This window comes from Streptomyces sp. NPDC107581 (genome assembly GCF_055657175.1).
In genome coordinates this window covers 283,191-309,767 of record NZ_JBVKBH010000008.1, presented here as the reverse complement: position 1 = coordinate 309,767, position 26,577 = coordinate 283,191, and the positions used below count along the sequence as shown (strand labels likewise).

Genomic DNA, 26,577 nt, shown 5'->3' with positions numbered 1-26,577 from the left:
GTCTGCATGAGCGACCTTCTGGAACGGCTGCGCGGACGCGGATGGCGGATGACCGCGCAGCGGCGCGTCGTGGCCGAGGTCCTCGACGGCGAACACGTGCACATGACGGCCGACGAGGTCCACGCGCGCGCGGTCGCGAAGCTGCCGGAGATCTCGCGGGCGACCGTCTACAACACGCTGGGCGAGCTGGTCTCCCTCGGCGAGGTGCTCGAGGTCACCACGGACAGGCGCGCCAAGCGCTACGACCCGAACGCGCACCGGCCGCACCACCACCTGGTCTGCGCCCAGTGCGGCGCGATCCGTGACGTGCACCCGAACGGCAACCCGCTTGCCGACCTCCCCGACACGGAGCGCTTCGGCTTCACGGTCTCGGACGTCGAGGTGACCTACAGGGGCCTGTGCCCGAACTGTGCTGGGGCGTGACGCGGCGGGGGCGCTGCGGAGCGTGGCACAGGGGGGCGCGAGCCCCCCTTTTTTTGGTCTGGGCCGCGCTTGTTCGCTTCGCGCCTCTCGCAAACGCACCGAGGGCCGGAATCCATTTCTGGATTCCGGCCCTCGGCCTTCAGTAGCGGGGACAGGATTTGAACCTGCGACCTCTGGGTTATGAGCCCAGCGAGCTACCGAGCTGCTCCACCCCGCGTCGGTGAACACGACATTACGCGAGGGAAGCCCGCGGAAGCAAATCGATTGGCGGCGAGTGGCCGGGGTCACTCATCGGCCGACCGCGACGGGCGGGCAGACGGAGCGCATTCCGCCGAGGCCCAGCACGGCGACATGCCCTGCCAAGGCCCAGCACAGCGACACCCCTGGCGGGTCGGGCCGGCGTTCCCCTCTCCGGCCGGCTGCGGCACAGGTGCGGACAGGGCACCAGACGGCCCACACGGCCCACACGGAGACTCTTCCTCGACGCCACCACCCAGGTCCGCCCCAGGCACCACCGTCCCGCTCCACCCCGGACGCCACCGCCCTCGGCCGCAGCACAGGCCTCCACGCAGCCGCACCACACAGCCGCACCCGCCTCACAGCTCACGGTCACAGCTCACAGCTCACAGCTCACAGCTCACAGCTCACAGCTCACAGCTGACAGGTCACAGCTGACAGGTCACAGCTGACAGGTCACAGCTCACGCGGAAAGTTCCTCCCGCAGTGCGTCCCGCAAGCGCCCCGCCCGCTCGGCGACCTCGGCCGGCCCCAGCGCGACCGCCCGGTCGGCCCACTTCTGCCCCTCCGCGAGCTCGCCGCGACGCGCGTAGACGAGGGCCAGCCGCAGCGCCGCCCGACCGTGCCCGGCGTCCGCGGCCCGCGTCCACCACACCGCCGCCTCCGGCTCGCTCCCCTCCCGGGCCAGCAGCAGCCCCAGGTTGAACGCCCCGTTGCGCGAGCCGGCCTCGGCCGCCTCCCGGTACCAGCGCGCCGCCTCGACCACGTCCCCCCGGGCCGCCGCGAGCATGCCGACCCGCACCTGCGCACGCCGGTGCCCCTGGGTCGCGGCCCGCTCGTACCACTCCTCGCACTCGGTCTTCTCGTGCACGATCTCGCCCAGCTCGTGTGCGGGATCCGGCGGCCTGCGCGCGTCCAGCACGGCGGCCAGCCGGTACGCGGCCTCCGCGCTGCCGCCGCCCGCCGCGCAGCGCAGATGGCGTTCGGCCTCCCGTTCATCACCCTCGCGCAGCCGGGCGATGCCGACCTGGAGGGCGGCCTCGGTGTGACCGGCGGCGGCCGCCTGCTCGTACCACCGCAGGGCGACGGCCTCCTCGCCGCGCCCGGCGTGCAGGATCCCGAGGTTGAACGCCGCGTCCACGCTCCCGGCCTCGGCCGCCTTGGAGAACCAGGGCTCGGCCCCGGTCGTGTCGCCGCCCTGCAGCAACAGGATGGCCAGCGCGTTCGCCGCCTCCCGGTGTCCGGCGTACGCGGCGCGCCGGTACCACTGCTCGGCCTGCGCGGTCCGGCCCTGCTCGGCGCAGAGCAGCCCGAGGTTGTAGGCCCCGTTGTCGTCCCCGGCGTCCAGCGCCGCCCGGTACCAGCGCTCGGCGGTCTGTGTCTCCCCGCGCTCGGCGTGCAGCGCGCCCAGCGCGTTGGCCGCGTTGCCGTCGCCGTCCTGCGCGGCCCTGAGCCACCACACGGCCGCGCTCTCGGTGTCCCCGGCGTCCCGCAGCAGGAACCCGAGCGCGCAGGCGGCGCGCGGCTCGCCGTCCTTGGCGGAGGTCAGGTACCAGCGGCCGGCTTCCTTCAGGTCCCCGCGCTTTTCCAGGATCGCCCCGAGATGCAGTGCGGCCCGCCGGTGGCCGCGCGCCGCGGCCTGCCGGTACCACTGCTCGATCTCCTCGACAGCGTTGTCAGCCCCGGCTTCTTCCTCGTGCGCCGCCCTGCGGTCGAGGGCGCGCGCCAGCCGGTAGGAGGCCTCACGGTGCCCGCGTTCGGCGGCAACCCGCATCCAGTGCTCGGCGCCGGTGTCCCCGCGGTGCTCCAGCAGATCGGCGAGCGCGTAGGCGCCCAGCACATGACCCTGTTCGGCGGACTGGCGCAGCCAGTACTCGGCGGCGGGTTCGTCCCCGCGTTCGCGGTGGTGCCGGCCCAGCGCGTGCGCCGCGGCGGCCGAACCGGCGACGGCGGCGATCCGCCACCAGCCGGCGGCCTCCTCGGCGTAGCCGCGCTGGTGGAGCAGGACACCCAGGTTGTTGGCGGCGGCGCGGTCCCCGGCCGCGGTGGCGGCCCGCAGATGGGGCTCGGCTCCGTCGAGGTCGCCGCGGCGCAGCAGCACGGCTCCGAGAACGCTGGTGGCCTCGGTGTCGCCGGTCTCCGCGGCGAGCCTGAGACGTACCTCGTCGGCGGCTTCCCCCATGTCGCTCATCTCGTCGCGGGTCGGCTCCTCATCCGAGGGCCTCACAAAACGCCCTGACTCGAACAGAGTTGCCCTATCCCCCATAACGTCCATCGTCGCACCACCTGCAACCTGGGTACACCCGGTATACCGCAGCCCGTGAGGTCACTTCAGCGTTTTGTCGACATGCCCACAGAGAGATAAGTCAAACACAGTTCGCCCAACTCCCCACGGCGGCGCGGCCGTCTCTCCCGTCTGCACATGAGTTCGCACATCACGAAGGCCCGGATCCCTGTAAGGATCCGGGCCTTCGACTTCAGTAGCGGGGACAGGATTTGAACCTGCGACCTCTGGGTTATGAGCCCAGCGAGCTACCGAGCTGCTCCACCCCGCGCCGTTGCTCTGTAACAGTACCACGGCGCGGAGGGGAGTTGATCAGCTCTTCTTTCCCCCGGTGATCTTGTCCGCCTTGGCCTGCGCCTCCTCGGCCCGTTTCAGTGCGGCCTCCAGGTCGTCCTGGGCCTTGGCGTACGCGGTCCAGTCCGGCTTCGGCTGCTGCAGGGCCTTCTGCCCTGCGTCGAAGGCCTTCTGGGCGTCGTCCAGCGCCTGCCTGACCGTCGGATTGCCGGTGTCGGGCGGGTTGTTGCCGGTCTCCGGCGGGGTGGCCGGACCCCGCACACCGAACACCTTGTTGAGCGCCTCGTCCAGGGTGTTCTCGAAGGCGGTCTTGCCCTCGTAGGTGACCAACACCTTGCGCAGCAACGGGTACTTGAGTTCGCCGCCGCGGACGTAGACCGGCTCCGCATACAGCAGGCCGCCGTCCAGCGGCACGGTCAGCAGGTTGCCGTACTCGACCTTGGAGTGGCCTCTGCTCAGCAGGCTGATGGCCTCGGCGATGTCGGCCTGGGAGTTGAACTGGCTCTGGACCTGTTTGGGCCCGTCGACGGTGGTGCTCGTCGGCAGTTTCAGGATTCTGATCTTGCCGTAGTCGCTCGTGCGGGGATCGGAGTCGACCGCCATGAAGGCGCTCAGGTTGTCCCGCCCGTTCGGGGTGAGCGTCGTCGTCAGCGAGAACGCCTGGGCACTCTGGTCCGGCATCTTCATACTCAGGTAGTACGGCGGCACCGCACTGCCGGAGTCGTTGGTCGGGTCGTCCGGGACCTGCCACACCTCGCTGCCGCTGAGGAAGGTCTGCGCGTCCGTCACGTGGTAGCGGGTGAGCAGCTCGCGCTGGACCTTGAACAGGTCCTGCGGGTAGCGCAGATGGGCCCGCAGGGACGGCGAGATGTCACTGCGGGGCTTGACCGTGCCGGGGAATGCCTTCATCCAGGTCTTCAGCACCGGGTCCTTGGTGTCCCACTGGTACAGCTTGACGTCGCCGGTGTACGCGTCGACGGTCGCCTTGACCGAGTTGCGGATGTAGTTGACCTGGTTCTGCTGGGCCACCACGGTGCGCGAGTTGTTGGTGGCGGTCAGCGAGTCCGCCGTCGTGTCACCGAGGGTCGTACGGGAGGCGTACGGATAGCCGTTCGTCGTCGTGTACGCGTCGACGATCCACTGGATGTGGCCGTCCACGACCGCCGGATAGGCGTCGCCGTCGATGGTCAGCCAGGGGGCGACCGCCTCCACGCGCTCCTTGGGCGTGCGGTTGTACAGGATCCGCGAGCCCTTGCCGATCGCGCCGGAGTAGAGGATCTGCGGCTCGTTGAACGCCACCGCGTACGCGGCCCGGTTGATCGGGTTGTCGAGGTTGACCCCGCTCTTGCCCGTGTAGCTGGTGGTCTTCTCGCCCTGGTCGTCGGAGTAGTCGATCTCCTTCTGGGGACCGCCGACGATCGAGTACGTGCTGGTCTTCTCGCCGTAGTAGATCCGCTGCTGGTACGGGGGCAGGTCGCCCTTGGACGGCAGGTTCTTCTCGGTGAAGACGGGGCGGCCCTCGTCGTCGGCCTCGGTGCCCTTGGCGGCGACCACGCCGTAGCCGTGCGTGTAGCGGAAGTGGTCGTTGATCCAGTTGTTCTTCGGGATGCCGTCCAGGTTCAGCTCGCGCAGACCGATGACGGTGTCCTGGTCCTTGCCGTCCTTGGGGTACCGGTCGACGTCGAGGTTGGTCGGGAACCCGTAGTAGTTCCGGATCTGCTGGAGCTGCTGGAACGTCGGGGAGACGATGTTCGGGTCCATGATGCGCAGGCTGGCCGTGTCGTCGACCTGGTCGCGCAACTTGGTCTTGTCCGTGGTGGAGGACTTGCCCGCGTACTCGGTGACCTTGGTGTCGTCGATGCCGTACGCCTCACGGGTCGCCTTGAGGTTCTTCTGGACGTACGGGGCTTCCTTGGCCTGCTCGTTGGGCTGCACCTGGAACTTCTGCACGATGGCCGGGTACAGGCCGCCGATCAGGATCGCGGACAGGACCATCAGGCCGAAGCCGATGACGGGCAGCTGCCAGGTGCGCCGCCACAGGGTCGCGAAGAACAGCAGCGCGCAGATGACGGCGATGCAGAACAGGATCGTCTTGGCCGGCAGGTAGGCGTTCGCGTCGACGTAGCGCAGGCCGGTCCAGTTGCCGGTCGCCTTGAAGTCGCTGGACTTGACGGCGAGGCCGTACCGGTCGAGCCAGTAGGCGACCGCCTTCAGCGCCACGAAGATGCCGAGCAGCACGGACAGGTGCCCGGTCGCGGCGGCGGTGGCGCGTGCGCCGGGGCTGGTGACGCGCAGCCCGCCGTACAGGTAGTGGGTGAGCGCGGCCGCGATCAGGCACAGGATCGCGGTGGCGAAGCCGAAGCCCAGCAGGAACCGGTACCAGGGCAGCTCGAAGGCGTAGAAGGAGACGTCGAGGTGGAACTGCGGGTCCTTCTGGTGGAAGGGCACGCCGTTGACCCACATCAGCCAGGTGCGCCATTGGCCGGCCGCCGAGGCACCCGCGATCAGGCCGACGAGGGAGGTGACGGCGAGCAGCAGCCACGTCTTGTACGGCGCGATGCCCATCCGGTAGCGGTCCAGGCTCTGCTGCTCCATGGACATGGCGCTCAGCGGGGGCCGCAGCCGGTGCGCGAGCCAGATGTTGAAGCCCACGGCCAGGGCCATGAGCAGGCCGAAGACGGAGAACAGCCCGATCTTGGTCCACAGGGTGGTGGTGAACACGGACGAGTAGTGCACCGACCGGTACCACAGCCAGTCCGTCCAGAAGCCCGCGAACATGGTGAACGCCATGCCGAGGACGGCAAGGACGCCCAGGGTCATGAGCAGGGTCCGGGCGCGCCGGGACGGGCGGCCCGCTCTGATCCGCGGTCCCGTCGGGCCTCCACCGCGGTCCGGCATCTGGAAAGCCAAGGTGCGCACCTCGAAGTTCGCTGTCGATCCGTCAGACCCCCGTGTTCGCGGGCCCGCCGTGGCCCCCCGTGATCGCGGGCCCACACCTATGCAACTTACTGACGGTTTACTCGGTTCCCGGTTCCGGGCGGGAACGAGGCAGGATTGTGACCATGTCCAACACTCCCATGGCAGCGAGCCCGCTCACCCGGGCCGTACTCGAGATCGACGAGTACGCCTCCGGCCTCGGCTGGGACCAGCCCGCACGCCTTTTCGCCCTCGTAGACACCGCACGGCTGCGAGCCCAGGAACCCTCGCTCGCCGCCCAGCTCGGCCTGGAGGACGAGCCCGAGACTTCCGGTCTCACCCCGATCGAGCAGGACGAGGTTCCAACGGACAAGCCGCTCGACGAGTTCCTCGGCACCATCGCCTGGCCGGATGCGGTGGTCGGCTGCGCGCTCACGGTGGAGCGCATGATGCTGCCTCCGTCGGCCGAGGCGCAGGTCCCGCAGGGCCTGAGCGAGGCCAAGCTGGCCAAATGGGTGGCCGGCCACCCCGAGCGCCAGGAGGTCCGCATGACGGTCGCGGTCCTGCGCGACGGCAGCCGCGATTCGGCACTGCGCCTGCGTGAGAAGGACTCCGCCACGGAGGTCCTGACGGGCCCCGACCTGATCCCGGGCCTGGCGGAGGCCCTGAAGGCGACGTTCGAGGACTGATCCCCGGAGGTACGGCGATGGGGGCGCCCCTGCCTTCGGGGGCGCCCCCAGCCGCGTACCGGGGCCGGTCGGTCAGCCCTTGGTGGTGCACTTCGGCAGTGCGGCGGTGTTCCCGCTGCGGATGTCCTTGAGCGCGCCGAGAGCGTCGTCGATGGTCTTGACCTTGACCAGGGTGAGCCCGCCCGGGGTGTCCTTGGCCGCGGCCGCGCAGTTGTCGGCGGGCGTCAGGAAGTACTGGGCGCCCCTGCTGCGTGCGCCGACGGTCTTCATCTCGATGCCGCCGATCGGCCCGACCGTGCCGTTGTCGTCGATGGTGCCGGTGCCGGCGACGAACCTGCCGCCGGTGAGGTTGCCGGGGGTGAGCTTGTCGTAGATGCCGAGCGCGAACATCAGACCGGCGCTGGGGCCGCCGACGTCGGCGAGCTTGATGTCGATGCTGAACGGGAAGGTGTGATCGGTCCCGGCGGAGATCCCGACGACGGCCCGCTTGGCGCCGCTGTCGTCGGAGGTCCTGGTCGTGATGGTGACGTCCTGCGTCCTGGTCGCCGTCCTGTTCTCCTTCTCGGCGGCCGCCTGCTCCTTGGCGGGGACGACGGTGAAGACGACGTTCTGCCCCGGCTTGTGCTTGGTGACGAGCTTGGCGACGTCGGAGGGCTGCTTGACCGCCGCACCGTCGACGGCCTTGATCACATCTCCGGCGTGCAGCCTGCCCTCGGCCGGGGAGTCCTTGACGACGGTGGAGACGATCACCCAGGACTTCACCGGGATGGCCAGCTCCTTCAGGGCGGCGACCTTGGCGCTCTCCTGGGACTGGCTGAACTCCTCGGCGTTCTCCTGCGTGGACTGCTGCTCGGTCTTGCCGTCCGGGTACAGGGTGTCGTGGGGGACGATCTTGCTGTCGTGCGCCAGCCAGCCGTAGACGGCCTCGACCAGGTTCATCCGGTAGTCGGCACTGGTGACCCGGACGGTCGTCATGTTCAGATGCCCGTCCGTCGGGTAGATCTTGTGCCCGGTGATCTGCAGCACCGGCTCGCCCTGGTGGTCGCCCAGCGTGTTCACGGTCGGGCCCGGGGACATCTCCGCGTACGGCACGGGGATGAGCACTCCCGCGCACAGGAGCGCGATCAGCATCAGGGTGGAGGCGAGCATCGTCGCGGTGCGGCGTGGCATGTCACGACAGTACGGGACGCCTCTGTCGGCGCACCGTCAGGGCCACCCCCGTCAGGCGCCGCGCGCACCCGGAGGGGACTTCTCCATGGCCTCACGGAACCGCGCGTACCCGTCCAGTTCGGGTCCGTCGCTGCGTGCCTTCCGTGTCCGGTTGGCCCAGCTGCCCCACAGACCGGCACCGACCGCAGCCACCAGCGGTATCAGCAACCAGGCGAGTGCCGCCATGCCGACCTCCCAACCCCATGAGCGTCCGCGACTGACTGATCAGCAGATTAACCATCTGCACCGACAACGCTCACGCGAGGGGGTGGGTTACGCAACCGGAGGGGTTGCCGGGCCGAGGGTGACGGACGGTACGGCTGCGGTCAGCAGGCGCCGACCCACTCCTCGGTCCCGTCGGAGAACTTCTGGTGCTTCCATATGGGCACTTCGTGCTTCAGGTCGTCGATGAGTCTGCGGCACGCCTCGAAGGCCTCGCCGCGGTGGGGGCACGACACGCCGACGACGACGGCGAGGTCTCCGACCCGGAGGTCCCCCACGCGGTGGACCGCGGCCAGCGCCCGCACCGGATACTCGGCGACGACCTTCTCGGCGATCCGCCGCATCTCGGCCTCGGCGCTGGGATGGCAGGAGTATCCGAGCGCATCGACGTCGGCACCCGAGTCATGGTTCCGCACGGTCCCGACGAACAGCGCGATGCCACCCGCGGCGTCGTCCCCGACGGCCTGGAACACCTCGTCCACGGACAGCGTGGTCTCCCGGACACCGATCAGCTTGATCGGGTCCTGCGCCGCCTGCTCACCGGGGTGATCGTTCGTGGGTGCCATGCCCCCATGGTGCCGCACGCCCACGACATCCCGGAATACGACTTTCACCAGGCACACACCCGCCGCCGTTTGGAGCCTCCTACAGCCGCCGCGGTACACCCGACACGACCGCCCCCAGCCGACCGATCCGCACAGCGGGCCGGCTTCTCGTCAGGCCGAGCCGGAAACCGGGCTGGCCCCCTCGGCCCACCGAGCCGAACAGCAGGCCGGCCTCTCGGCGGACCGAATCAAACAGCAGGCCGGCCTCTCGGCGGATGAGCCGAACAGCAGGCCGGCTCCTCGGCCCACCGAGTCGGAGAGCGGGCCGGGCTCTCAGCCGACCGAGTCGGGTGGTGGGTGGGCATGGGCCGGGGGGCCAGGGGGCGGGAGCCCCCTGGCGGGGTTCCAGGGGCGGAGCCCCTTGGCCGGGTTCAAAAGGCCGAGCCCCTTGGCCCACGGCCGGCTTCGCGGCTCACGGCCGGCTTCCTGGCTCACGGCCGGCCCCGTTCTCGGCGGCTCAGATCCTCCGTCGAGCCTTCCGAGCCCGCCGTACCACCGCCGCAGCGCCCAGCAGCGCCACCGTCGCCCCCGCGGCCCCGGCCGCCGTCGCATCCTTGCGCCCCAGCCGCCGCCCGGCCACCGTATGCCGCCCGGAGACCTCCTCCAGCAGCTCGGCGAGCACTTCCTCGTTGGTCCACCCCGGCCGCCACCCGGCGTCGTGCAGCCGGCTCCCGCTGACCACCCAGGGGTACATCGTGTACGCCAGATCCCCGGCAGGCGACGGAGTGAGCCCGATCCGGTGCAGCCGGGCGGCAGCGCCCAGCGCGACCGCCGACGGCAGTTCCATCCGCCGGATCCCGCTCAGCTCCTCGACCTCCTCCTGCTCCAGCCACCCGTCGCAGCCCACGGCCAGCTCTCCGTCGACCTTCTCCAGGACGGCGTACTCCATGGCACTGCACAGGTCCTCGACGTGGCAGAACTGCCAGGCCGGCCGCGACCCGGCGACCACCAGCAGCCGAGGCGACTCGAAGTACCTGGTGAGCGCGGTGTCCGTGCCTCCGACCAGCACGGCGGGCCGCACGACGGTGACGTTCAGCCCGGGATGCGCCCGCGGAGCGCGCCGCGCCAGCCGCTCGATCTCCAGCAGGTCCCCGACGCCGGTGGCCTCGGCCGTGGCCCGCAGCTCCGCGTCCTCCGACAGGGGCAGCTCGTTGTCCGGCAGCGCCCCGTAGACCATCGCGGAGGTGCACAGCACGACCCGGTGCACCCCGGCCGCCGCCGCGGCGGTCAGCACCGTCTGCGTCCCCCGGACGTTGTAAGCGGTCCGCGCGGCGGCGTCACTGCCGAGGTCCAGGTCGACGGCCAGATGCACCACCACGTCCGCGCCCCGCAGCTTGTCCGCGATCGCCGGATCGCGGACGTCGAGGATGTGCCACTGGGCGCCCGCGCACTCCCCGCGCCGCTCGTCGATCGCGACGACCTGCTTGATCTCCTCGCAGGCGGCAAGTCGCTCGGTGAGCAGGGCACCGACCCCGGTGGCGGCGCCGGTGACCGCGACGACGGGCCCGCGCAGGGCGGGAGGGGTTGAAGGGTTTCGCGCTGCGCGAACCTGCGGATCTGGGGAACTCACCGGGCGTCTCCAGCGGTTGTCTTCAGTACGGGCGCGAGTGACGCGTACGTACCAGGTGCATCCATCCTGCCGCAGCCCTTGCGTGGGCGAAGCACCGAGGCCCGATCGGGTTCGGGTGTCTACGCTGGGTGGTGTTGTCGGGCAGCCGCGCCGCCGGAGAGAAACCGGTGGCCTTACCAGCCGAGGAATCCCGTGAGTGACACCCCATTCGGATTCGGCCTTCCGCCGGAGGAGCCGGAAGACGGCGACGAGGGCAAGAAGAAGGACCAGCAGAGCGGTGGTGGGCAGGGACCGGCCAACCCGTTCGGTTTCGGGCTGTCCGGAGCCGGAGGCTTTGGCGGCCCCGGCGCCGACAATCCGCTCGCAGCGATGTTCGGTTCCCTGAACCCCAGCGACCTGGGTGCCGCGTTCCAGCAGCTGGGCCAGATGCTCTCCTACGAGGGCGGCCCGGTGAACTGGGACATGGCCAAGCAGATCGCCCGCCAGACGGTCGCCCAGGGCACCCCGGACGGCGTGAAGGACGCGAGCGTCGGCACCGCCGAGCGTTCCGCGGTCGAGGAGGCGGTCCGCCTGGCCGACCTGTGGCTGGACGATGCGACGTCCCTGCCGTCGGGTGCCGGCTCGGCTGTCGCCTGGTCGCGTGCGGAGTGGGTCGAGGCGACCCTGCCCGCGTGGCAGGAGCTGGTGGACCCGGTCGCCGAGCGGGTCGGCGCGGCCATGGGCGATGTCCTGCCGGAGGAGATGCAGGCCATGGCGGGCCCGCTGATCGGCATGATGCGTTCGATGGGCGGCGCCATGTTCGGCACGCAGATCGGGCAGGCCGTCGGCGTGCTGGCGGGCGAGGTCGTCGGCTCGACCGACATCGGCCTGCCGCTGGGCCCGGTCGGCAAGGCCGCGCTGCTCCCGGCCAACGTGGAGGCGTTCGGCAAGGACCTCGGCGTGCCGAAGGAGGAGGTCCGGCTCTATCTGGCCCTGCGCGAGGCCGCCCACCAGCGCCTGTTCGCGCATGTGCCGTGGCTGCGCTCGCACCTGTTCGGCGCGGTCGACGGGTACGCGCGCGGCATCAAGGTCGACACGGCCAAGCTGGAGGACGTGGTCGGCCAGTTCGACCCGCAGAACCCGGAGCAGCTGCAGGACGCCCTCCAGCAGGGCATGTTCCAGCCGGAGGACACGCCCGAGCAGAAGGCTGCCCTGGCCCGTCTGGAGACCGCCCTGGCACTCGTCGAGGGCTGGGTGGACGCGGTGGTCCACGCGGCCGCGAAGCCGCGTCTGTCGTCCGCCGACGCCCTGCGCGAGACCCTGCGCCGCCGCCGCGCCACCGGCGGTCCGGCGGAGCAGACCTTCGCCACGCTGATCGGCCTGGAGCTGCGCCCGCGCCGGCTGCGCGACGCCTCCCGCCTGTGGGCTTCGCTCACGGACGCGCGCGGGGTCGACGGCCGGGACGCCCTGTGGGCCCACCCGGACATGCTGCCGACGGCCACCGACCTGGACGACCCGGACGGCTTCGTGCACCGTGAGCAGCTGGACTTCTCCGAGCTGGACAAGATGCTCGGCGAGGCGGCCGGCAAGCCGGACCTGCACAAGAAGGACGACGGCAACCCCCGGGGCGACGACGAGACCGGGCGCGAGGGCGAGACCAAGGGCGACGACGCCGAGTGAGCCTGTACGACGACGCGCTCCTCGTGCTGAAGGGGTACGAGGACCAGGAGGACCTGCGCCAGGCCTATCTGGATCATCTGGCCGCCCACCCGGACGGCATGTGGAAGGCCTGCCAGGCCGGCCACGTCACGGCGAGCGCCCTGGTCATCGACCCCGAGCGCGACCGCGTGCTCCTCACGCTGCACAAGAAGCTGCGGATGTGGCTGCAGATGGGCGGCCACTGCGAGCCGGGCGACCTCTCGGTGGCCGCGGCGGCCCTGCGCGAGGCGGCGGAGGAGTCGGGCATCGCCGGGCTGACGCTGCTGCCCGGCGGCCCGGTGCGCCTGGACCGGCATCCGATCCCGGCGCCGTGCCACTGGCACTTCGATGTGCAGTACGCGGCGCTGGCCCCGCGCGACGCCGCCCACGCGATCAGCGACGAGTCGCTGGACGTGCGCTGGTTCGCCTACGACGAGGTGGCGGGCGTGGCGGACGAGTCCGTCGTACGCCTGCTCGACGCGACCCGCGCCAGGCTCTGAACGGGTGAGGGGCGGCTGCCGAGGCAGCCGCCCCTCACGTTCCTCTTCCGGACGGTCAGCTCCAGACGTTGCCCTGGTTCTGGGCGCGCGCCCCGTGCTGCCCCATGCCGAACTGTGCGGCGAGGCCCTGGCCGATCACCGCGTTCTGCGGCGGCAGCAGCTCACTGGGCTGGACGAGCGCGAAGCCCGACCCCATGAAGCTCAGCTCCCAGCCCTCACCGGTGCTGCCACGGCGCCGCCACACCCCCGAGGAGTGCGTCTGGGCCTGCATCTGCACCCGCAGTCCGGTGGACCAGGCGACGATCGCGTCGGCGTCGCAGTTGACGTACTTGTCGGGCGTGACCTGCATCAGCAGCGGCGCGCCCGAGGTCATCAGGGCCACTCTGCCGCGCCCGGTGATGTTGAGCTGGTACTTCCCGGACCCGGAGATGCCGTAGAGGCTGTCGACGGCGATGACCTCGTGGTGCAGCGAGGAGTCCATCGCGAGGACGTAGCTGCTGTCGACCGTCAGACCGTCCTGCTCGACGTCCATGACGTGCACGTGCTGGGCGAGGTTGGCGAGGTAGACCGTGCCCTGCCCGTGGCAGCGCATCAGGTCCAGGCCCTCGCCGGTGTGGGCACGCGCGCGTGCCTGGTTGTTGCTGCGGTACTCGGCGTCGAACTCGACCAGGCCCTGGTAGGCGACCATGGTGCCCTTGCGGGCGAGGATGTCGTCGTGGCCCTCCAGGGTGACGCGGAGCATCTGCTTGTTCTGCAGGCTCCAGCGCTCCTGTGTCTGGAGGTCGTTGTGCGCGAAAAGCGGGCTCTGCATGGTGTTTCTGGCTCCCCCTCAGCCCCGGATCCGGAGGCGGTCGGTGCTGTCCTCGCTGGGCTGGACGACGACGATGCCCTGGCCGGAGAAGGCCATCTGGTAGGCCTCGCCGCTGCCCCGGCCGATCAGCGACTGCGCCTTGAAGCTGCGCTTGCCCTTCACCTTCAGGTTCGGGGACCAGGCGACGAGCGCGTCGGGGTCGACGTACGTCTCGTCCTCGCCGCCGCCGCAGTCGACGACGATCGGCTTGCCCCGGGAGGTCAGCGCGACCCAGCCCTGCCCGGAGATCTTCGTGTTCCACAGGCCCTGACCGGCGAACTTCGCCAGCCCCTTCACCCGCTCCACGCCCCACTGCAGGTGCGCGTCGAAGGCGAGCAGGTTGGTGGCGTTGACGGAGATGCCGTCGCCGTTGAGGTTGATCACGACGACGTCGGCGCCGTAGTCGGCGAGGTAGAGCAGTCCGTCGCCGGTGCACTTCATCAGCGGGGCGCCCTCGCCGGTGATCCAGTCGCGGGCGATCTGGCGGACGGCCGGCGGGTTGGGCTCGTACTGGACGAACCCTTCGTAGGCGACCATCGACCCCACGCGCGCGTAGAGGTCGTTCCCGGTCTGCATGGCCACCTTCAGCATGTGGTTGCCGTGGTTCTCCATGCGGGCGGTGACGGGTGCGGGGGCGTAGCCCGCGAGCGGCTGGTTCATGACGGGCTCCCTCAGACCTCGTACGGCTGGACGACGATGAAGTTGCCGGGCGCACCCCGGAACTGGAGGTTGACGCTCTCCCCCGTGTCGCCCGGGTAGGCGTTGCGGCGCATCCGGACCTGGCTGGAGACGATCACCTGGGAGGCCGCCGACCAGGCGACCACCGCGTTGCAGTCGGCGAAGGTCGTGGGCGTCACGGGCAGCACGACGGGCGTGCCGTGCGTCTTGACGACGATCGTGCCGGTGCCCTGGAACTGCATGGTGAACAGCGCTCCGCCGGGGATGCCGTGTCCCTCGATGCGGCGGACCTCGTGCTGCAGGCTCTCGTCGAAGGCGAGGACGTTCTCCGCGGAGACGCAGATCGCGTCGCCCTGGAGCTCGACGGGGTGCAGATGCGTGGAGTTCTCGGCGAGGAACACCTGGCCCTGCCCGGTGCAGCGCATCAGCTGCATCTCCTGGCCGGTCGCGTTGCCCACGATCCGCCCGGCGAACCCGGCGCCCTTGTAGCTGAAGTCGACCTTGCCCTGGTAGAGGACCATGCTGCCCTGCCGGGCCAGCACGGGCTGCCCGCCGATGCCGAGGTCGACCCGGATGAGCTTCTTGTTCTGCTGCGTCCAGCGCTGTCCGGTGGGCGTCTCCTTGAACGCCTGCAGCGCGGCCGACACACCCGCACCACCCTGGGGAGCGCCCTGCGGCAGCCCGTAGGCGGCGGGCTGCTGGCCGGGGACCTGGCCGTACGACGGCTGCTGACCGTATCCGGGGGGCATGGGTGCGCCCGGCTGGCCGCCGTAGGAAGGCTGCTGGCCGTACCCCGGAGGCATCGGCGCGCCGGGCTGTCCGCCGTACGACGGCTGCTGCGGCGGCTGGCCGAAGGGCGCGGGCGCCGGAGTCGGCGGATGAACCGTGCCGCCGACGGGCGGGGTCAGGGGCGCGATGACCGTCGGAGCCCCGTGCACGTTCGGTGCGGGCGCCGGGGCCGGAGGCGGGGTGATTCCGGGCGGGGTGGCGCCAGGCGGGGTGGCTCCGGGCGGCGGGGCGAAACCCTGGGCGGCGGGCTGCACGGCGGGCGCCGGAGCAGGGGAGGGCGCGGGCGCCGGGGCAGGCGCAGGCGCGGGCGCCGGAGTCGCCGGGGCGCCGAACGCGGGCGGGGCGAAGCCGGGAGCGGCGCCGGCCTGCGGCTGCTGCGGCGCCGCGGGCGCCTCCTCCTCCAGCACCTCTCCGCCGAAGTTCTTCAGCAGCGCCTCCAGACCGCCGTCGAAGCCCTGCCCGACCGCGGCGAACCGCCACACGTCCTTGAAGTAGAAGTCACCGAGCATCACAGCCCGCTCGGTGGAGAACTCCGAGCCGTCGAAGGAGTACCGGGCAACCTCCTCCCCACCGGCCACAATGCGCACATACCCCGGGCTGACCTGCGACATCTGCCCGGCGCCGTCGATGGTCGCCGTGAAGGAGAGCTTGCGGATCCGGGAGGGGATCCGGTCCAGCGTGATCCGGAACGACTCCGTGTCACCCGCCTGGGCACCGAGCAGCTGGACGGACTCCTCAGGAGACTTCGGCTGGTTGAAGAAAATGAAGTACCGGTCGTCCGAAAGGCGCTCGTCGGCGTCCAGACCGAAGCAGCTGATGTCGAAGGTCAGTCCAGGCGCGGAGATCTGCACACCTACGTACAGATCCGTGCCCGCCGTGAGATCACTGATCCTGGCCTTGTGGCCGCGTTGGAATTCCCTGGCCATGCGTTACGACCGTCCCCCATCCCGAATGTGAGTGCGTCGCGCCAGGCTAACGGCAAACCCCGACATCGGACGTAGTCGGTACAGACCCGGTACACAACCGCACCCCGCGCCTCACACGGGCGGCCGTTCAGCCGCCCCGCGCACCGGGCACATGCGGGAGCTTGGCGGCGGCCACCACCCCTTCGAGGTAGCCGCGGGCCCGCTCGGTGCGCGGGTAGGACTCCAGCAGCCGCCAGAAGTCGGGCCCATGACCGGGCACCAGCAGATGCGCCAGCTCATGGCAGAGGACGTAGTCGACGACGTAGTCCGGCATCCCCTGCAAGCGGTGCGAGAGGCGGATGCTTCCCTCGGCCGGGGTGCACGAACCCCAGCGGGTGTTCTGGTTGGTGACCCAGCGCACAGAGGCGGGACGCGCCCGGCCGCCGAAGTACTGCGCCGACAGCCGCTCGGCCCGCTCGGTCAGCTCCGTGTCGCCCAGCACCCGCTTGCTCTCCTGGGCGGCGAGCTTGTCGAGCATGACGGTCACCCAGCGCTGCTCCTCCGCCTCGGACATCCGGGCGGGGATGAGCACGACGGTGCGATCGCCCTCGCGGTAGGCGGAGACCGTCCGACGGCGCCGGGCACTTCTGCGGACCTCGATCGCGCTCGCCTTTGAGCCGCTCGGCGGCTGGCTCGTCGTGCTGCGCTGTGGCTGTCCGGCGCGGTGCAGTGGGTCGGCGGGCACGCCCCGACGTTACCCGCTGGGCGCAGCCGAAGTCCCGGCTCCGGGACGGTTCGATGCCGATGCCCACCATGCGTTTGATTTGTACGACCGATATGCCCTAATGCCACGACCGATTTATATGACGAACACCCCCAGCCTGTGGACAACCTCCGCCACCCGCCCCCACGACCCGGCATGCTGGCATGCGTCGACGGAGCACGACCGACTCCAACGACCACGACGACAATTCGACGCCCAAGGGCTGTTCCAGGGGAATTCGACGGATACGGGGGCCTGTCATGCATCCGATGGTGAAGCCCGCGCTGCGGCGCGGCTGGCGCGACCTCAACACCGTGCAGTTCGGGATGACTCCGGCGCACGCGATAACTCTGGGTCCGATGGACACCGCGACCGGCAGCTTCCTGGAGCTGCTCAACGGCACCCGCGGCCTGCCGCTGCTGCGCGAAGAGGGCCGGCACATGGACCTGCCGGACGGCCATGTCGACACACTCGTGGAGCGACTGGCCCACGCCGGCCTGATCGACGACACGCGCGGCGGCGGACCGGCCGCGGACGCACTGCGGGAGAAGAAGGACGTCCTGGAGCGGTTGCGCCCCGACCTCGCCTCCCTCTCGCTGACCACCCCGGAACCGGGCGGCGCGCTCGGCCGGCTCGCGGCCCGCCGCTCCCTGCGGGTGCAGGTGCGGGGCGCGGGGCGGGTCGGGGCCATGCTGGCGTCGGTGCTGTCCGGCGCGGGCGTCGGCGGGATCGACGTGCGGGACGTGGGGCGCGTGGAACCGTGGGACGTCGCTCCGGGCGGGCTGCCCGCCGAGTCGGTCCGCGAACGCCGCGCGGACGCGGCACGGGCCGCCGTGCGCCGCGCCGCACCGGACCGCCCACCACGCCGCACCGCCCCCTCCCCCGGCGACTCGGGGGATCCCGGACTCTCCCTGGTGATCATCACCCCACGGGACGATGTCGCCGTGCACGCTCCGGACCCGTTCTCCGCCGAGCCGCTCATGGCCTCCGGAACACCCCACCTCTATGCGGGGGTCGTGGAGGCAACCGGCGTCGTCGGCCCGCTCGTCCTGCCCGGCGAGACGGGCTGCGCCGGCTGCCTGCACCAGGACCGCACCGACCGGGACCCGGCCTGGCCCCGCCTGATCGCGCAGTGGCGCTCCGGAAAGGCCCGCCAGGTCGGCCCCTGCGACCTGGCCCTCGCCGCCGCGGTCGCGGGACTGGCCGCCGCACATGCCCTGGCCTTCCTGGACGGCGAGTCGCCGTCCAGCGCCGGCACCCGCTGGGAGGCGTCCCTGCCGGGCCTGAACTGGCGGTCCCGGCCGGTGTGGCCCCATCCGGCATGCGGGTGCGGGGCGGTGGAGAAAGGTAAGGGGGAGCACTCCTCAACCGGCGGGGAGCCGCGCGAGACAATGGCGGTGCAACGGCCGTCGACGGAGCGACGACGCAAGACAGGCGCGGCGCGGCCGACTGGGACTTGGAGGGCGCATGTCTGATCTTCCCCGGAAGGCGGTCACCCGTACCGCCAAGCTCGCAGCGCTCCCGCTCGGCTTCGCCGGCCGGGCGACCTGGGGGCTGGGCAAGCGAATCGTGGGCGAGTCCGCGGAGATCGTCGGCCGGGAGCTGCAACAGCGCACGGCGGAGCAGCTGTTCAAGGTGCTCGGGGAGCTGAAGGGCGGTGCCATGAAGTTCGGGCAGGCCCTGTCCGTCTTCGAGTCCGCCCTGCCGGAGGAGGTCGCCGGCCCCTACCGCGCGGCCCTGACCAAACTCCAGGAAGCGGCACCGCCGATGCCGACCCGCACGGTCCACACGGTGCTGGCGGAACGGCTGGGGGCGGACTGGCAGGATCTGTTCCTGGAGTTCGAGGACAAGCCGGCGGCCGCGGCCTCCATCGGGCAGGTCCACCGGGCGGTCTGGCACGACGGCCGTGAGGTGGCCGTCAAGGTGCAGTACCCGGGCGCAGGCGAGGCCCTGCTGTCTGATCTGAACCAACTGAGCAGATTTGCCCGGCTGTTGGGTCCGCTCATTCCCGGCATGGACATCAAGCCGCTGATCGCCGAGATGCGGGACCGTGTCTCCGAGGAACTGGACTACGCGCTGGAGGCCCAGGCCCAGGACGCACACGCGCAGGAGTTCGCGGACGACCCGGACGTGATCGTGCCCGCCGTGGTGCACCAGTGCGACCAGATCCTGGTCACGGAGTGGATCGACGGCATCCCGCTGTCGGAGATCATCACGGACGGCACCCAGGAGCAGCGCGACCGGGCCGGCCAGCTGCTGGCCCGCTTCCTCTTCTCGGGTCCGGCCCGCACCGGCCTGCTGCACGCCGACCCGCATCCGGGCAACTTCCGTCTGCTGCCCGGCGGCCCGAACGACAAGGAGGACTGGCGCCTGGGCGTCCTCGACTTCGGCACGGTCGACCGGCTCCCCGGCGGCCTGCCGACGCCGATCGGCGTCTCACTGCGGATGACCCTGGACGGCGAGGCGGACACCGTCTACGAGCTTCTGTGCACCGAGGGATTCGTCAAGGAATCCATAGAGCTCGACCCCGACGCGGTCCTCGACTATCTGTTGCCGATCATCGAACCGGCCCGGATCGAGACGTTCACCTTCACCCGCTCATGGATGCGCAGCCAGGCCGCCCGCATCGCCGACCCCCGCTCCCCCGCCTACCAGCTGGGCAAGCAACTCAACCTCCCGCCGGCCTATCTGCTGATACACCGCGTGACGCTGAGCACGATCGGCGTGCTGTGCCAGCTGGGCGCCACGGTACGGCTGCGGGAGGAACTGGAGGAGTGGCTGCCCGGCTTCGCATTCGAAGACGAACTGCCCGAGGAGGAGCCGGCGGCGGAGGCCTGACCGGGCTGCCGTGAAGCCCGGGCTGCCGAAGCCAGGGGCTGCCACGGAGCCCGCGGGCGCGCATGAAGTCTCCGGGCGCGCATGAGGTCTGCGGGCGCCATGGCGTCTGAGAGGGAGGGGGCGGGGGGAGGGGGAGGGGAGAGGGCCCCTCGACAGCGCCTCTCACCACCAGGCCGAGTCCAGCCGCCCCTCGATCGCCCGCAGGTTCTCCCGGGAGCAGACGTCGCAGAAGTACTGGCGGGCGCCGTTCTCCACGGAGCAGGTCCAGGTGGTCGGCTGGGGGCCGTCGGCGGGGACGCCGCAGCGGGCGCACACGAGAGGGCGGGGCTCCGTGGTGGAGCCGCCCTGGTCACTTCCTCCGGGAAGACTCGTCACCCGCCGACCATAACCCTCCGGTCGCCGAATCGCCCCGCACAACGCACCGCGGGGGCCGGTCCGTTCGGACGGACCGGCCCCCGCGGGAAAGGTTTCGCCTCCCTGGGCCGGGAGGCCACCGCTTCAGGTGTGATCGATTACTGCATGACGGCCATGGCGAGCGCACGGCGGGCGCGCATCGAGGCGCGCTCCGCTCGGCGCTGCATCCGCCGGGCGGTCGCCACGCGCAGGGCGCGGCGTTCCCGGTCGGCCTCATGCAGGCGCTCGTGCATATGCGCACGAGCCAGGGCTTCTGGGATGAGTTGCATCTCTCGGGTCCTGTTCTGACGCGAGTCGGTCGCGCCGTTGATGGTGAAGTCTGGGTTCGCGGAACCTGCGGGCTCGCTGGTGGACGGCTTCATCGGGGCCTGCTTCTTGGGGTCGTGCGTGAGGGGGCGGTCGATCGTTCCTGCGGTGTTCATGCCGTGACCGGGTTCTTGCGCGGGCGACCACGGGGCCGCTTCCGGGCGACGACGACACCCTGGACGAACAGCTCCCCGCCCCAGACGCCCCAGGGCTCGCGCCGTTCCTTGGCGCCGGCGAGGCAAGCCTCCATCAGCGGGCAGGTGCGGCAGAGGGACTTGGCGTACTCGACGTCCGCGGGCGACTCGGCGAAGAAGACCTCCGGGTCGTAGGAGCGGCAGGGGACGGGTACGCCGAGGTTCTCGATGGCGTCGTCGAGCGCGGTGAGCGCGGTGAGGGGGATCAAGGTGGAGTCCTCCGTGAGGCCGGGCGGGGGGATCGTCTGTGAAGGCGGTACGGACGGGGCGTGCGCTTCGAGTTGCACGGTTGGTCTTCCTCGTCTGGTCGTTCCGGCCGGTTGACCGGGTGTCGGCGTGGTACCGGGTTCTGTTCCTGTCCCGAGGCCCCTTCGCTCCGTCGTCCCCGTTCGGGGCAAACAGAAGGGCCGCGGATCCCGGGTGGGGTTCCGCGGCCCTGAAGGCGCCGGCCTGATCGGATCAGGCTGGATCACTCCAGGGTTCTGGCCCACGGAAGGCCCACATCAGGTGGTGCTGCTTCGTCTGCTTCCGGAATCCGGCACCGGCCGCCGCAAAGGCATAGGCATGTGCCTGTGCCGCTACCGCTTCCAGTGCCTTGGTCGGTCGCTCATTGCGCTCGCGGATGGAAAGACCCGCGAGAGACAGGGCGGAGGCCGGCCGGACGGCACGGATGCCGGGCAGACCGGTGCCCTGGTTGGTTGCGCCGAGCATGCACGTGGAGACGGCCGAGCGATCGGTCAGTTTGGCCGTGCTGATGGTGCTGGTGTTGATGCTGATCACTGGACTCGCCTCCTCTCGGCGTCTTGGGGACTGGGGTGAGCCAGTCCGTTCGGATGTGCAAGTAAGTACAACACGGAACCCGGGCCTTCGAGAAGGCCGCTGCTTCCGTGCCTAGAACCTATGGGGATTGCCGGGGCATGCGCAAACTATTTTTTCGACGAGTTCGTATCAGTCGCTCTCGTCGTCTTCGGCACCGTTCTGGCCTGCGCAGATGGCCAGAACGTCGGTTCCGTAGCGCTGCAGCTTACGGGTGAGGACGCCGGGGATGCGGGACAGCTCGGCCGGGTTGTCGGGCCGCGCTTCGGCGATGGCCATCAGGGTCCGGTCCGTGAAGACGCAGAAGTCCGGCTGTCCGCTGTGCTCCGCCTGGACGGCACGCCACTCGCGCAGCCGTTCGTACAGGGCTTCGTCCATGTCGGAGGGGCAGTCCTCGCAGCGCATCAGCTTCATTTCGCCCGCTTCGGTGAGCGTGCGGCCGCAGACCCGGCAGCGGGCCGGGGTGCGCTGGGTACGCCGTCGTGCGGCCGGGGTGTCCGGAAGGGCGCCGCGTTCGATGCCTCCGGTGGCTGCCGTCCCGGAGTGGCCGACGGTGGCGGTGGAGCCGGGGCGCAGGCCGTCGAGGAAGCGGCTGGGCCTGCGGTTGGGCCGGCCACCGGGCGCGCGGGACAGGGCCCAGGAGAGATGGAGGCGTTCTCTGGCGCGGGTCACGCCGACATAGAGGAGACGGCGTTCCTCCTCGACCTGTTCGTCGGTCTTCGCATAGGTGATCGGCATCATGCCCTCGGCGATGCCGACCAGGAAGACGACGTCCCACTCCAGGCCCTTGGCCGCGTGCAGGGAGGCCAGGGTGACGCCCTGGACGGTCGGGGCGTGCTGGGCGTTCGCCCGTTCGTCGAGTTCGGCCACGAGGTCGCCGAGGGTGGCTCCCGGCCGGGCGGCGGCGAAGTCGTGGGCGAGGTTGACCAGGGCGGCCAGCGACTCCCAGCGCTCTCTGGCGGCGCCGGAGCCTGCTGGTGGCTTGCTGGTCCAGCCCTCTCCTGACAGCACGGCACGCACCTGTGACGGGAGGTCCACGGCGTCGTCGAGGAGGGAGTCGTTGCCGCCGAAGCGGGCCGCGCCGCGCAGAGCGATGCCGGCCTTGCGTACCTCGGGCCGGTCGAAGAAGCGCTCGGCCCCGCGCAGCTGGTAGGGGACGCCGGCGTCGGCTAGGGCCTGTTCGTAGGTTTCGGACTGGGAGTTGGTGCGGAAGAGTACGGCGATCTCGGCGGCCGGGACGCCGGCGTCGACGAGTTCGCGGATGCGGCGGGCGGCGCCCTCGGCCTCGGCGGGCTCGTCGGTGTACTCGGTGTAGACGGGTTCGGGTCCGGCGGGGCGCTGGGAGACCAGTTCCAGCCGGTGGTCTGCGGCGCGGCCGTGGGCCTGGGAGAGGAGGCCGTTGGCGAGGTGGACGACCTGGGGTGTGGAGCGGTAGTCGCGGACCAGTTTGACGACGGTGGCACCGGGGTGACGGTGACGGAAGTCGAGGAGGTGGTCGGGCGTTGCTCCGGTGAACGAGTAGATCGTCTGGCTGGCATCGCCGACGACGCACAGGTTGTCACGGTCGCCCAGCCACAGTTCCAGCAGTCGCTGCTGGAGGGGGCTGACGTCCTGGTACTCGTCGACGACGAAGTGCTGGTACTGGGCGCGGACCTGCTCGGCGATGTCGTGCCGGTCCTGGAGGACGGCGACGGTCAGCAGCAGGACGTCTTCGAAGTCGATGACCGACCGGTCGCGTTTGAGGTCTTCGTAGGCGGCGTAGAGGTGGGCGATCTCGGCCGGGTCACGGGGGGCATCGCGTCCCGCCTTCGCAACCGCGTATGGGTAGTCGGCGGGGATGGTCTGGGTGACCTTGGACCATTCGATCTCTGCGGTGGCGTCCCGCAGCTCGCCGCGGTCGAGGCGGAGATTGCAGGCGGCGGCCGCGTCGGCGACGAGCTGGATCTTGCGGTCGACCAGTCGGGGCACGGAGCCGCCGATCGCTTTCGGCCAAAAGTATTGGAGCTGGCGCAGCGCGGCGGAGTGGAAGGTGCGGGCCTGTACGCCGTGGGCGCCGAGCTGGCGCAGGCGGCCGCGCATCTCGCCTGCGGCGCGGTTGGTGAAGGTGACGGCGAGCACGCTGGGCGGCTGGAGGATGCCGGCGCGGACTCCGTAGGCGATGCGGTGGGTGATCGCCCGGGTCTTGCCGGTGCCTGCTCCGGCCAGGACGCACACCGGGCCGTGCAGGGCGGTGGCCACCTCGCGCTGCTCGGGGTCGAGCCCTTCGAGCACCGCGTCGGCCGTGTCCGGTACGTGCGGGAAGAGGGGGGAGTGCGTTGCTGCTGTCACACCGCCATGCTGCCAGGTCGTCCGTGGCTGCCGGGTCGGTTGTCCACAGGCGGGCGGTGTTGGTCGTATGAATGCGGCGGGTGTCACAGTGGGGTGCGGATACCCCGGGCGGGAATGCCGGGCCGATGGCTTACGTTCTCTCCCTGGACGACCTTCCCCGAGCTGCCTGAGGAGCGCGAGAGACATGCAGGGCACTGTGACGATGTACAGCACGACTTGGTGCGGCTACTGCCGCCGGCTGAAGAGCCAGCTGGAGCGGGAGGGCATCGCCTACACCGAGATCAACATCGAGCAGGACCCGGAGTCCGCTGCGTTTGTGGAGAAGGCGAATGGCGGGAATCAGACGGTTCCGACTGTGCTCTTCGGGGACGGCAGCACGCTGACGAACCCGTCGCTCGCCCAGGTGAAGCAGAAGCTCGCCGCCTGACGAGGTCGGTCCGCGCCTGCGGAGAAGGCGGCTCCTGAGGCTGTGTGCCTCAGGAGCCGCCTTTTTGTGTCTTGCGTCACACCAACATGGAGCGCCGGCGGCCGGTAGGACGGTCCGCGCTCAGACGAAGCTCCTCGTCGGCAGCGGCTTGCCGTACCACATCTCGATCAGGCGGGCGGCGATGGAGATGCCGTACGGAGGCAGGACCTCGCCGGATTCGAAGGCCGCGTGCAGGTCCTCGCGGGAGAACCAGCGGGCCTCGTGGATCTCGTCGCCGTCGACGTTGATGTCGGTCGAGGTGGCACGGGCCATGAAGCCGAGCATGAGGCTGGACGGGAAGGGCCAGGGCTGGCTGGCCACGTACTCGACCGGGCCGACGGTGATGCCGGCCTCTTCGAAGACTTCGCGGCGCACCGACTGTTCGATTGACTCTCCGGGCTCGACGAAGCCGGCGAGCGTGGAGAAGCGGCCTTCGGGCCAGTGGACCTGTCGGCCGAGCAGGATCCGGTCCTCCTCGTCGGTGACGGCCATGATCACCGCCGGGTCGGTCCGCGGATAGTGCTCGGCGCCGCAGGCCGGGCAGCGGCGGATGTGGCCGGCGGCGGCGATGACCGTGCGCTCGCCGCATCGGGAGCAGAAGCGGTGGGTGCGCTGCCAGTTCTCCAGGCCGACCGCGTGCACCATGAGGCCGGCGTCCCGGGGCGACAGGAGCAGCCCGGCCTCGCGCAGGCCCGCGGGGCGTGCGGACTGGTCGATGCGGCCGGGCAGCGCGTCCTTCTGCAGGGCGAAGTAGCTGACGCCTTCTTCGTCGATGCCGAGGAAGTAGCGGTGGGCCTCGGTGAGCGGCGCCTCGAAGGAGGGGGTCATGACGAGTTCGGTCCGGCCGTCGGGCGTCTCGTCGATGAGCACCTGGCCGCCGGAGACCACGAAGCAGCGGGTTTTGGGGTGGCTCCACGCCGCCGCGAGCCAGGCCTCGTCGAGCCGGTGGTGGGCGGCGCGGTCGATGCCGCTCGGGGCGGTCAGCGAGATGGGGCGGTCTGCAGTGTGGTCGGTCCAGGTGGTCACGGGTGCTTCCAACTCCCCCAGTGGAACGGTTCGTTTCGGCGGGCGGTTCGGCGGGTCGTGGGACGGGTGGGCACCGGTCCGGCGTGGGCGGGCGTGCGGGGCGGTTCTTCCAGTGTGCCCGCGTGCGGTGCCGTCCCGTACGGTGCCTGCCGGTCAGGGGGCGTTGCGCCAGTTCTCGGCAAGGTCGCCCCACAGGTAGGCGCTGGTCTCGACACCTTTGAGGAGGAGGTCGAGTTCGACTTTCTCGTTCGGGGCGTGCCAGCCGTCGGAGGGGACGGAAATGCCCAGGAAGAGGACGGGGGCGCCGAGTACCTCCTGGAGGTCGGCGGCGGGTCCGGAGCCGCCTTCGCGGGTGAAGCGGACGCGGCTCTGGAAGGCGCGGCCCATGGCGCGGGCGACGGACTGCAGTGCGGGGTGGTCGAGCGGGGTCAGGCACGGGCGGGTGGCGGAGCCGAAGCTGATCTCGTGCCGGATTCCGGCGGGAATCTGCTCGGTGGCCCAGCTGCGGACGGCCTTCTCGATGTGCTCGGGGTCCTGGCCCGCGACGAGCCGGAAGGACAGCTTCACCATCGCCGAGGACGGGATGATCGTCTTGCTGCCGGGGCCCTGGTAGCCGCCGCCGATGCCGTTGACCTCGGCGGTCGGGCGGGCCCAGATGCGCTCCAGGGTGGTGTGCCGGGCCTCGCCGTGGGCGGCGTACGACTTGGCGGTGCGCAGCCACTGCTCCTCGTCGAAGGGCAGCTCGGCGAAGAGTTCGCGTTCGCGGTCGGTCAGTTCGACGATGCCGTCGTAGAAGCCGGGGATCGCCACCCGTGCGTGCTCGTCGTGGAGGGCGGCCACGAGGCGGGCGACGGCGGTGGCCGGGTTGGGGACGGCACCGCCGAAGGAACCGGAGTGGATGTCCTGGTCGGGTCCGTGCAGCCGGATCTCGCACTCGGCGAGGCCGCGCATGCCGGTGCAGACGGTCGGGGTGTCCGGCGACCACATGCCGGTGTCGGAGACGATCACTGCGTCGGCGGTGAGCCTTGCGGCGTGCTCCTCGACAAGGGCGCGGAAGTGCGGGGAGCCGGACTCCTCCTCGCCTTCGATCAGCAGCTTCAGGTTGACAGCGGGGGCGGTGCGGCCGGTGGCGGCGAGGTGGGCGCGGACGCCGAGTGTGTGGAAGAACACCTGGCCCTTGTCGTCGGCCGCCCCGCGCGCGTAGAGGCGGTTTTCACGGACGACGGGTTCGAAGGGCTCGCTGTCCCAGCCGTCCTCGCGGGCGGCGGGCTGCACGTCGTGGTGGCCGTAGACGAGGACGGTGGGCGCTTCGGGGTCGCCCGCAGGCCATTCGGCGAAGACGGCCGGGGCGCCCGGTGTCGGCCAGACCTCGGCGGTCGGGAAACCAGTCTCCTTGAGCTTGGCGGCGAGCCAGTCGGCGCTGTGCCGTACATCGGGCGCGTGGTCGGGCTGGGCCGACACGGAGGGGATGCGCAGCCAAGCGGCGAGGTCGTCGAGGAAGGCGGCGCGGTGCTGCTCGATGTACGTGCGGACAGCGCTGTCCGGGGTCTGGCTCATGCTCACGAGCCTATCGGCCCG

At 70.8% G+C, this 26,577-nt stretch carries 24 protein-coding genes and 2 tRNA genes; 7 read left to right on the top strand and 19 right to left on the bottom strand.

The window, feature by feature from the left end; translation table 11 throughout:
• Window positions 1–6 precede the first annotated feature (6 nt).
• Window positions 7–423: a Fur family transcriptional regulator gene (locus ACZ7P3_RS22745; RefSeq protein WP_472084401.1), complete on the top strand. Its 417-nt coding sequence runs from the start codon at window positions 7–9 to the stop codon at window positions 421–423.
• 143 nt (window positions 424–566) lie between these two features.
• Here the strand turns inward: ACZ7P3_RS22745 and ACZ7P3_RS22740 are convergent.
• The 4 genes from ACZ7P3_RS22740 to ACZ7P3_RS22725 all read right to left on the bottom strand — a co-directional run bounded on the left by ACZ7P3_RS22740 (window position 567) and on the right by ACZ7P3_RS22725 (window position 6,136).
• A tRNA-Met gene (locus ACZ7P3_RS22740) sits at window positions 567–640 on the bottom strand.
• Window positions 641–1,123: 483 nt separating this feature from the next.
• Window positions 1,124–2,935 carry a tetratricopeptide repeat protein gene (locus ACZ7P3_RS22735; protein WP_472084399.1) on the bottom strand — a complete coding sequence of 604 codons (1,812 nt, stop codon included), beginning with the start codon at window positions 2,933–2,935 and terminating at the stop codon, window positions 1,124–1,126.
• A gap of 206 nt (window positions 2,936–3,141) precedes the next feature.
• A tRNA-Met gene (locus tag ACZ7P3_RS22730) sits at window positions 3,142–3,215 on the bottom strand.
• Between the two features lie 41 nt (window positions 3,216–3,256).
• Complete coding sequence (locus tag ACZ7P3_RS22725) at window positions 3,257–6,136, bottom strand: UPF0182 family membrane protein (protein ID WP_472084600.1); 2,880 nt, start codon at window positions 6,134–6,136, stop codon at window positions 3,257–3,259.
• Window positions 6,137–6,300: 164 nt separating this feature from the next.
• Here ACZ7P3_RS22725 and ACZ7P3_RS22720 point away from each other — a divergent pair, with 164 nt between their 5' ends.
• Window positions 6,301–6,843, top strand: coding sequence for a PPA1309 family protein (locus ACZ7P3_RS22720; protein ID WP_472084397.1), 543 nt, complete (start codon window positions 6,301–6,303; stop codon window positions 6,841–6,843).
• 72 nt (window positions 6,844–6,915) lie between these two features.
• Here the strand turns inward: ACZ7P3_RS22720 and ACZ7P3_RS22715 are convergent, their stop codons facing one another.
• The 4 genes from ACZ7P3_RS22715 to ACZ7P3_RS22700 form a co-directional block, all read right to left on the bottom strand.
• A complete protein-coding gene (locus tag ACZ7P3_RS22715; RefSeq protein ID WP_472084395.1) occupies window positions 6,916–8,013 on the bottom strand; it encodes a YlbL family protein in 1,098 nt (365 codons plus the stop codon).
• Between the two features lie 51 nt (window positions 8,014–8,064).
• Window positions 8,065–8,238 carry a hypothetical protein gene (locus ACZ7P3_RS22710; RefSeq protein WP_472084393.1) on the bottom strand — a complete coding sequence of 58 codons (174 nt, stop codon included), beginning with the start codon at window positions 8,236–8,238 and terminating at the stop codon, window positions 8,065–8,067.
• Window positions 8,239–8,378: 140 nt separating this feature from the next.
• Entirely contained in the window at window positions 8,379–8,840 is a 462-nt protein-coding gene (locus tag ACZ7P3_RS22705) for a molybdenum cofactor biosynthesis protein MoaE (RefSeq protein ID WP_472084391.1), read from the bottom strand.
• Between the two features lie 496 nt (window positions 8,841–9,336).
• Window positions 9,337–10,449 (bottom strand): SDR family oxidoreductase, encoded by a 1,113-nt coding sequence (locus tag ACZ7P3_RS22700; protein WP_472084389.1) that lies wholly within the window; start codon window positions 10,447–10,449, stop codon window positions 9,337–9,339.
• A gap of 192 nt (window positions 10,450–10,641) precedes the next feature.
• Between ACZ7P3_RS22700 and ACZ7P3_RS22695 the strand changes: the two genes are divergently transcribed.
• Together ACZ7P3_RS22695 and ACZ7P3_RS22690 are read left to right on the top strand one after the other, a co-directional pair.
• Window positions 10,642–12,108, top strand: a complete 1,467-nt coding sequence (locus ACZ7P3_RS22695) for a zinc-dependent metalloprotease (RefSeq protein WP_472084387.1) — start codon at window positions 10,642–10,644, stop codon at window positions 12,106–12,108.
• Window positions 12,105–12,626: an NUDIX hydrolase gene (locus ACZ7P3_RS22690; protein ID WP_472084385.1), complete on the top strand. Its 522-nt coding sequence runs from the start codon at window positions 12,105–12,107 to the stop codon at window positions 12,624–12,626. Before ACZ7P3_RS22695 ends, ACZ7P3_RS22690 begins: the two co-directional genes overlap by 4 nt.
• A gap of 55 nt (window positions 12,627–12,681) precedes the next feature.
• Here the strand turns inward: ACZ7P3_RS22690 and ACZ7P3_RS22685 are convergent, their stop codons facing one another.
• The 4 genes from ACZ7P3_RS22685 to ACZ7P3_RS22670 form a co-directional block, all read right to left on the bottom strand.
• Window positions 12,682–13,437, bottom strand: a complete 756-nt coding sequence (locus ACZ7P3_RS22685; RefSeq protein ID WP_472084383.1) for an AIM24 family protein — start codon at window positions 13,435–13,437, stop codon at window positions 12,682–12,684.
• Between the two features lie 18 nt (window positions 13,438–13,455).
• Window positions 13,456–14,136, bottom strand: a complete 681-nt coding sequence (locus ACZ7P3_RS22680) for an AIM24 family protein (protein ID WP_472084381.1) — start codon at window positions 14,134–14,136, stop codon at window positions 13,456–13,458.
• Between the two features lie 11 nt (window positions 14,137–14,147).
• Window positions 14,148–15,869: a TerD family protein gene (locus ACZ7P3_RS22675; protein WP_472084379.1), complete on the bottom strand. Its 1,722-nt coding sequence runs from the start codon at window positions 15,867–15,869 to the stop codon at window positions 14,148–14,150.
• A 127-nt stretch (window positions 15,870–15,996) separates the two neighbouring features.
• Window positions 15,997–16,593: a M48 metallopeptidase family protein gene (locus ACZ7P3_RS22670; protein WP_472084377.1), complete on the bottom strand. Its 597-nt coding sequence runs from the start codon at window positions 16,591–16,593 to the stop codon at window positions 15,997–15,999.
• A 278-nt stretch (window positions 16,594–16,871) separates the two neighbouring features.
• Between ACZ7P3_RS22670 and ACZ7P3_RS22665 the strand changes: the two genes are divergently transcribed.
• Window positions 16,872–18,086: a TOMM precursor leader peptide-binding protein gene (locus ACZ7P3_RS22665; RefSeq protein WP_472084375.1), complete on the top strand. Its 1,215-nt coding sequence runs from the start codon at window positions 16,872–16,874 to the stop codon at window positions 18,084–18,086.
• A complete protein-coding gene (locus tag ACZ7P3_RS22660) occupies window positions 18,079–19,449 on the top strand; it encodes an ABC1 kinase family protein (protein WP_472084373.1) in 1,371 nt (456 codons plus the stop codon). Before ACZ7P3_RS22665 ends, ACZ7P3_RS22660 begins: the two co-directional genes overlap by 8 nt.
• Before the next feature lie 162 nt (window positions 19,450–19,611).
• Here the strand turns inward: ACZ7P3_RS22660 and ACZ7P3_RS22655 are convergent, their stop codons facing one another.
• The 5 genes from ACZ7P3_RS22655 to ACZ7P3_RS22635 all read right to left on the bottom strand — a co-directional run bounded on the left by ACZ7P3_RS22655 (window position 19,612) and on the right by ACZ7P3_RS22635 (window position 23,594).
• A complete protein-coding gene (locus ACZ7P3_RS22655; protein ID WP_472084371.1) occupies window positions 19,612–19,824 on the bottom strand; it encodes a hypothetical protein in 213 nt (70 codons plus the stop codon).
• Between the two features lie 137 nt (window positions 19,825–19,961).
• The gene (locus ACZ7P3_RS22650) at window positions 19,962–20,285 is read right to left on the bottom strand and encodes a hypothetical protein (protein WP_472084369.1); all 324 of its coding nucleotides are present in this window, start codon (window positions 20,283–20,285) and stop codon (window positions 19,962–19,964) included.
• Window positions 20,282–20,650, bottom strand: coding sequence for a WhiB family transcriptional regulator (locus ACZ7P3_RS22645; RefSeq protein ID WP_037660091.1), 369 nt, complete (start codon window positions 20,648–20,650; stop codon window positions 20,282–20,284). The genes ACZ7P3_RS22650 and ACZ7P3_RS22645 overlap by 4 nt, the downstream gene beginning before the upstream one ends.
• A gap of 172 nt (window positions 20,651–20,822) precedes the next feature.
• Window positions 20,823–21,143 carry a hypothetical protein gene (locus tag ACZ7P3_RS22640; RefSeq protein ID WP_472084367.1) on the bottom strand — a complete coding sequence of 107 codons (321 nt, stop codon included), beginning with the start codon at window positions 21,141–21,143 and terminating at the stop codon, window positions 20,823–20,825.
• Window positions 21,144–21,311: 168 nt separating this feature from the next.
• Window positions 21,312–23,594 (bottom strand): ATP-dependent DNA helicase UvrD2, encoded by a 2,283-nt coding sequence (locus ACZ7P3_RS22635; RefSeq protein WP_472084365.1) that lies wholly within the window; start codon window positions 23,592–23,594, stop codon window positions 21,312–21,314.
• Between the two features lie 97 nt (window positions 23,595–23,691).
• Between ACZ7P3_RS22635 and ACZ7P3_RS22630 the strand changes: the two genes are divergently transcribed.
• Window positions 23,692–23,934: a mycoredoxin gene (locus ACZ7P3_RS22630; RefSeq protein WP_472084363.1), complete on the top strand. Its 243-nt coding sequence runs from the start codon at window positions 23,692–23,694 to the stop codon at window positions 23,932–23,934.
• A 120-nt stretch (window positions 23,935–24,054) separates the two neighbouring features.
• Here the strand turns inward: ACZ7P3_RS22630 and nudC are convergent, their stop codons facing one another.
• Both nudC and ACZ7P3_RS22620 read right to left on the bottom strand, forming a co-directional pair.
• A complete protein-coding gene (gene nudC / locus ACZ7P3_RS22625; protein ID WP_472084361.1) occupies window positions 24,055–24,999 on the bottom strand; it encodes an NAD(+) diphosphatase in 945 nt (314 codons plus the stop codon).
• A 153-nt stretch (window positions 25,000–25,152) separates the two neighbouring features.
• On the bottom strand, window positions 25,153–26,556 hold the full coding sequence (locus tag ACZ7P3_RS22620) for a dipeptidase (protein ID WP_472084359.1): 1,404 nt from the start codon (window positions 26,554–26,556) through the stop codon (window positions 25,153–25,155).
• Window positions 26,557–26,577 lie beyond the last annotated feature (21 nt).

Coding starts and splice junctions, on each gene's coding strand:
- ACZ7P3_RS22745 (WP_472084401.1), top strand. CDS start 7: ATGAGCGACCTTCTGGAACGGCTGCGCGGACGCGGATGGCGGATGACC.
- ACZ7P3_RS22735 (WP_472084399.1), bottom strand. CDS start 2,935: ATGGACGTTATGGGGGATAGGGCAACTCTGTTCGAGTCAGGGCGTTTT.
- ACZ7P3_RS22725 (WP_472084600.1), bottom strand. CDS start 6,136: ATGCCGGACCGCGGTGGAGGCCCGACGGGACCGCGGATCAGAGCGGGC.
- ACZ7P3_RS22720 (WP_472084397.1), top strand. CDS start 6,301: ATGTCCAACACTCCCATGGCAGCGAGCCCGCTCACCCGGGCCGTACTC.
- ACZ7P3_RS22715 (WP_472084395.1), bottom strand. CDS start 8,013: ATGCCACGCCGCACCGCGACGATGCTCGCCTCCACCCTGATGCTGATC.
- ACZ7P3_RS22710 (WP_472084393.1), bottom strand. CDS start 8,238: ATGGCGGCACTCGCCTGGTTGCTGATACCGCTGGTGGCTGCGGTCGGT.
- ACZ7P3_RS22705 (WP_472084391.1), bottom strand. CDS start 8,840: ATGGCACCCACGAACGATCACCCCGGTGAGCAGGCGGCGCAGGACCCG.
- ACZ7P3_RS22685 (WP_472084383.1), bottom strand. CDS start 13,437: ATGCAGAGCCCGCTTTTCGCGCACAACGACCTCCAGACACAGGAGCGC.
- ACZ7P3_RS22680 (WP_472084381.1), bottom strand. CDS start 14,136: ATGAACCAGCCGCTCGCGGGCTACGCCCCCGCACCCGTCACCGCCCGC.
- ACZ7P3_RS22675 (WP_472084379.1), bottom strand. CDS start 15,869: ATGGCCAGGGAATTCCAACGCGGCCACAAGGCCAGGATCAGTGATCTC.
- ACZ7P3_RS22665 (WP_472084375.1), top strand. CDS start 16,872: ATGCATCCGATGGTGAAGCCCGCGCTGCGGCGCGGCTGGCGCGACCTC.
- ACZ7P3_RS22660 (WP_472084373.1), top strand. CDS start 18,079: ATGTCTGATCTTCCCCGGAAGGCGGTCACCCGTACCGCCAAGCTCGCA.
- ACZ7P3_RS22650 (WP_472084369.1), bottom strand. CDS start 20,285: ATGAACACCGCAGGAACGATCGACCGCCCCCTCACGCACGACCCCAAG.
- ACZ7P3_RS22630 (WP_472084363.1), top strand. CDS start 23,692: ATGCAGGGCACTGTGACGATGTACAGCACGACTTGGTGCGGCTACTGC.
- ACZ7P3_RS22620 (WP_472084359.1), bottom strand. CDS start 26,556: ATGAGCCAGACCCCGGACAGCGCTGTCCGCACGTACATCGAGCAGCAC.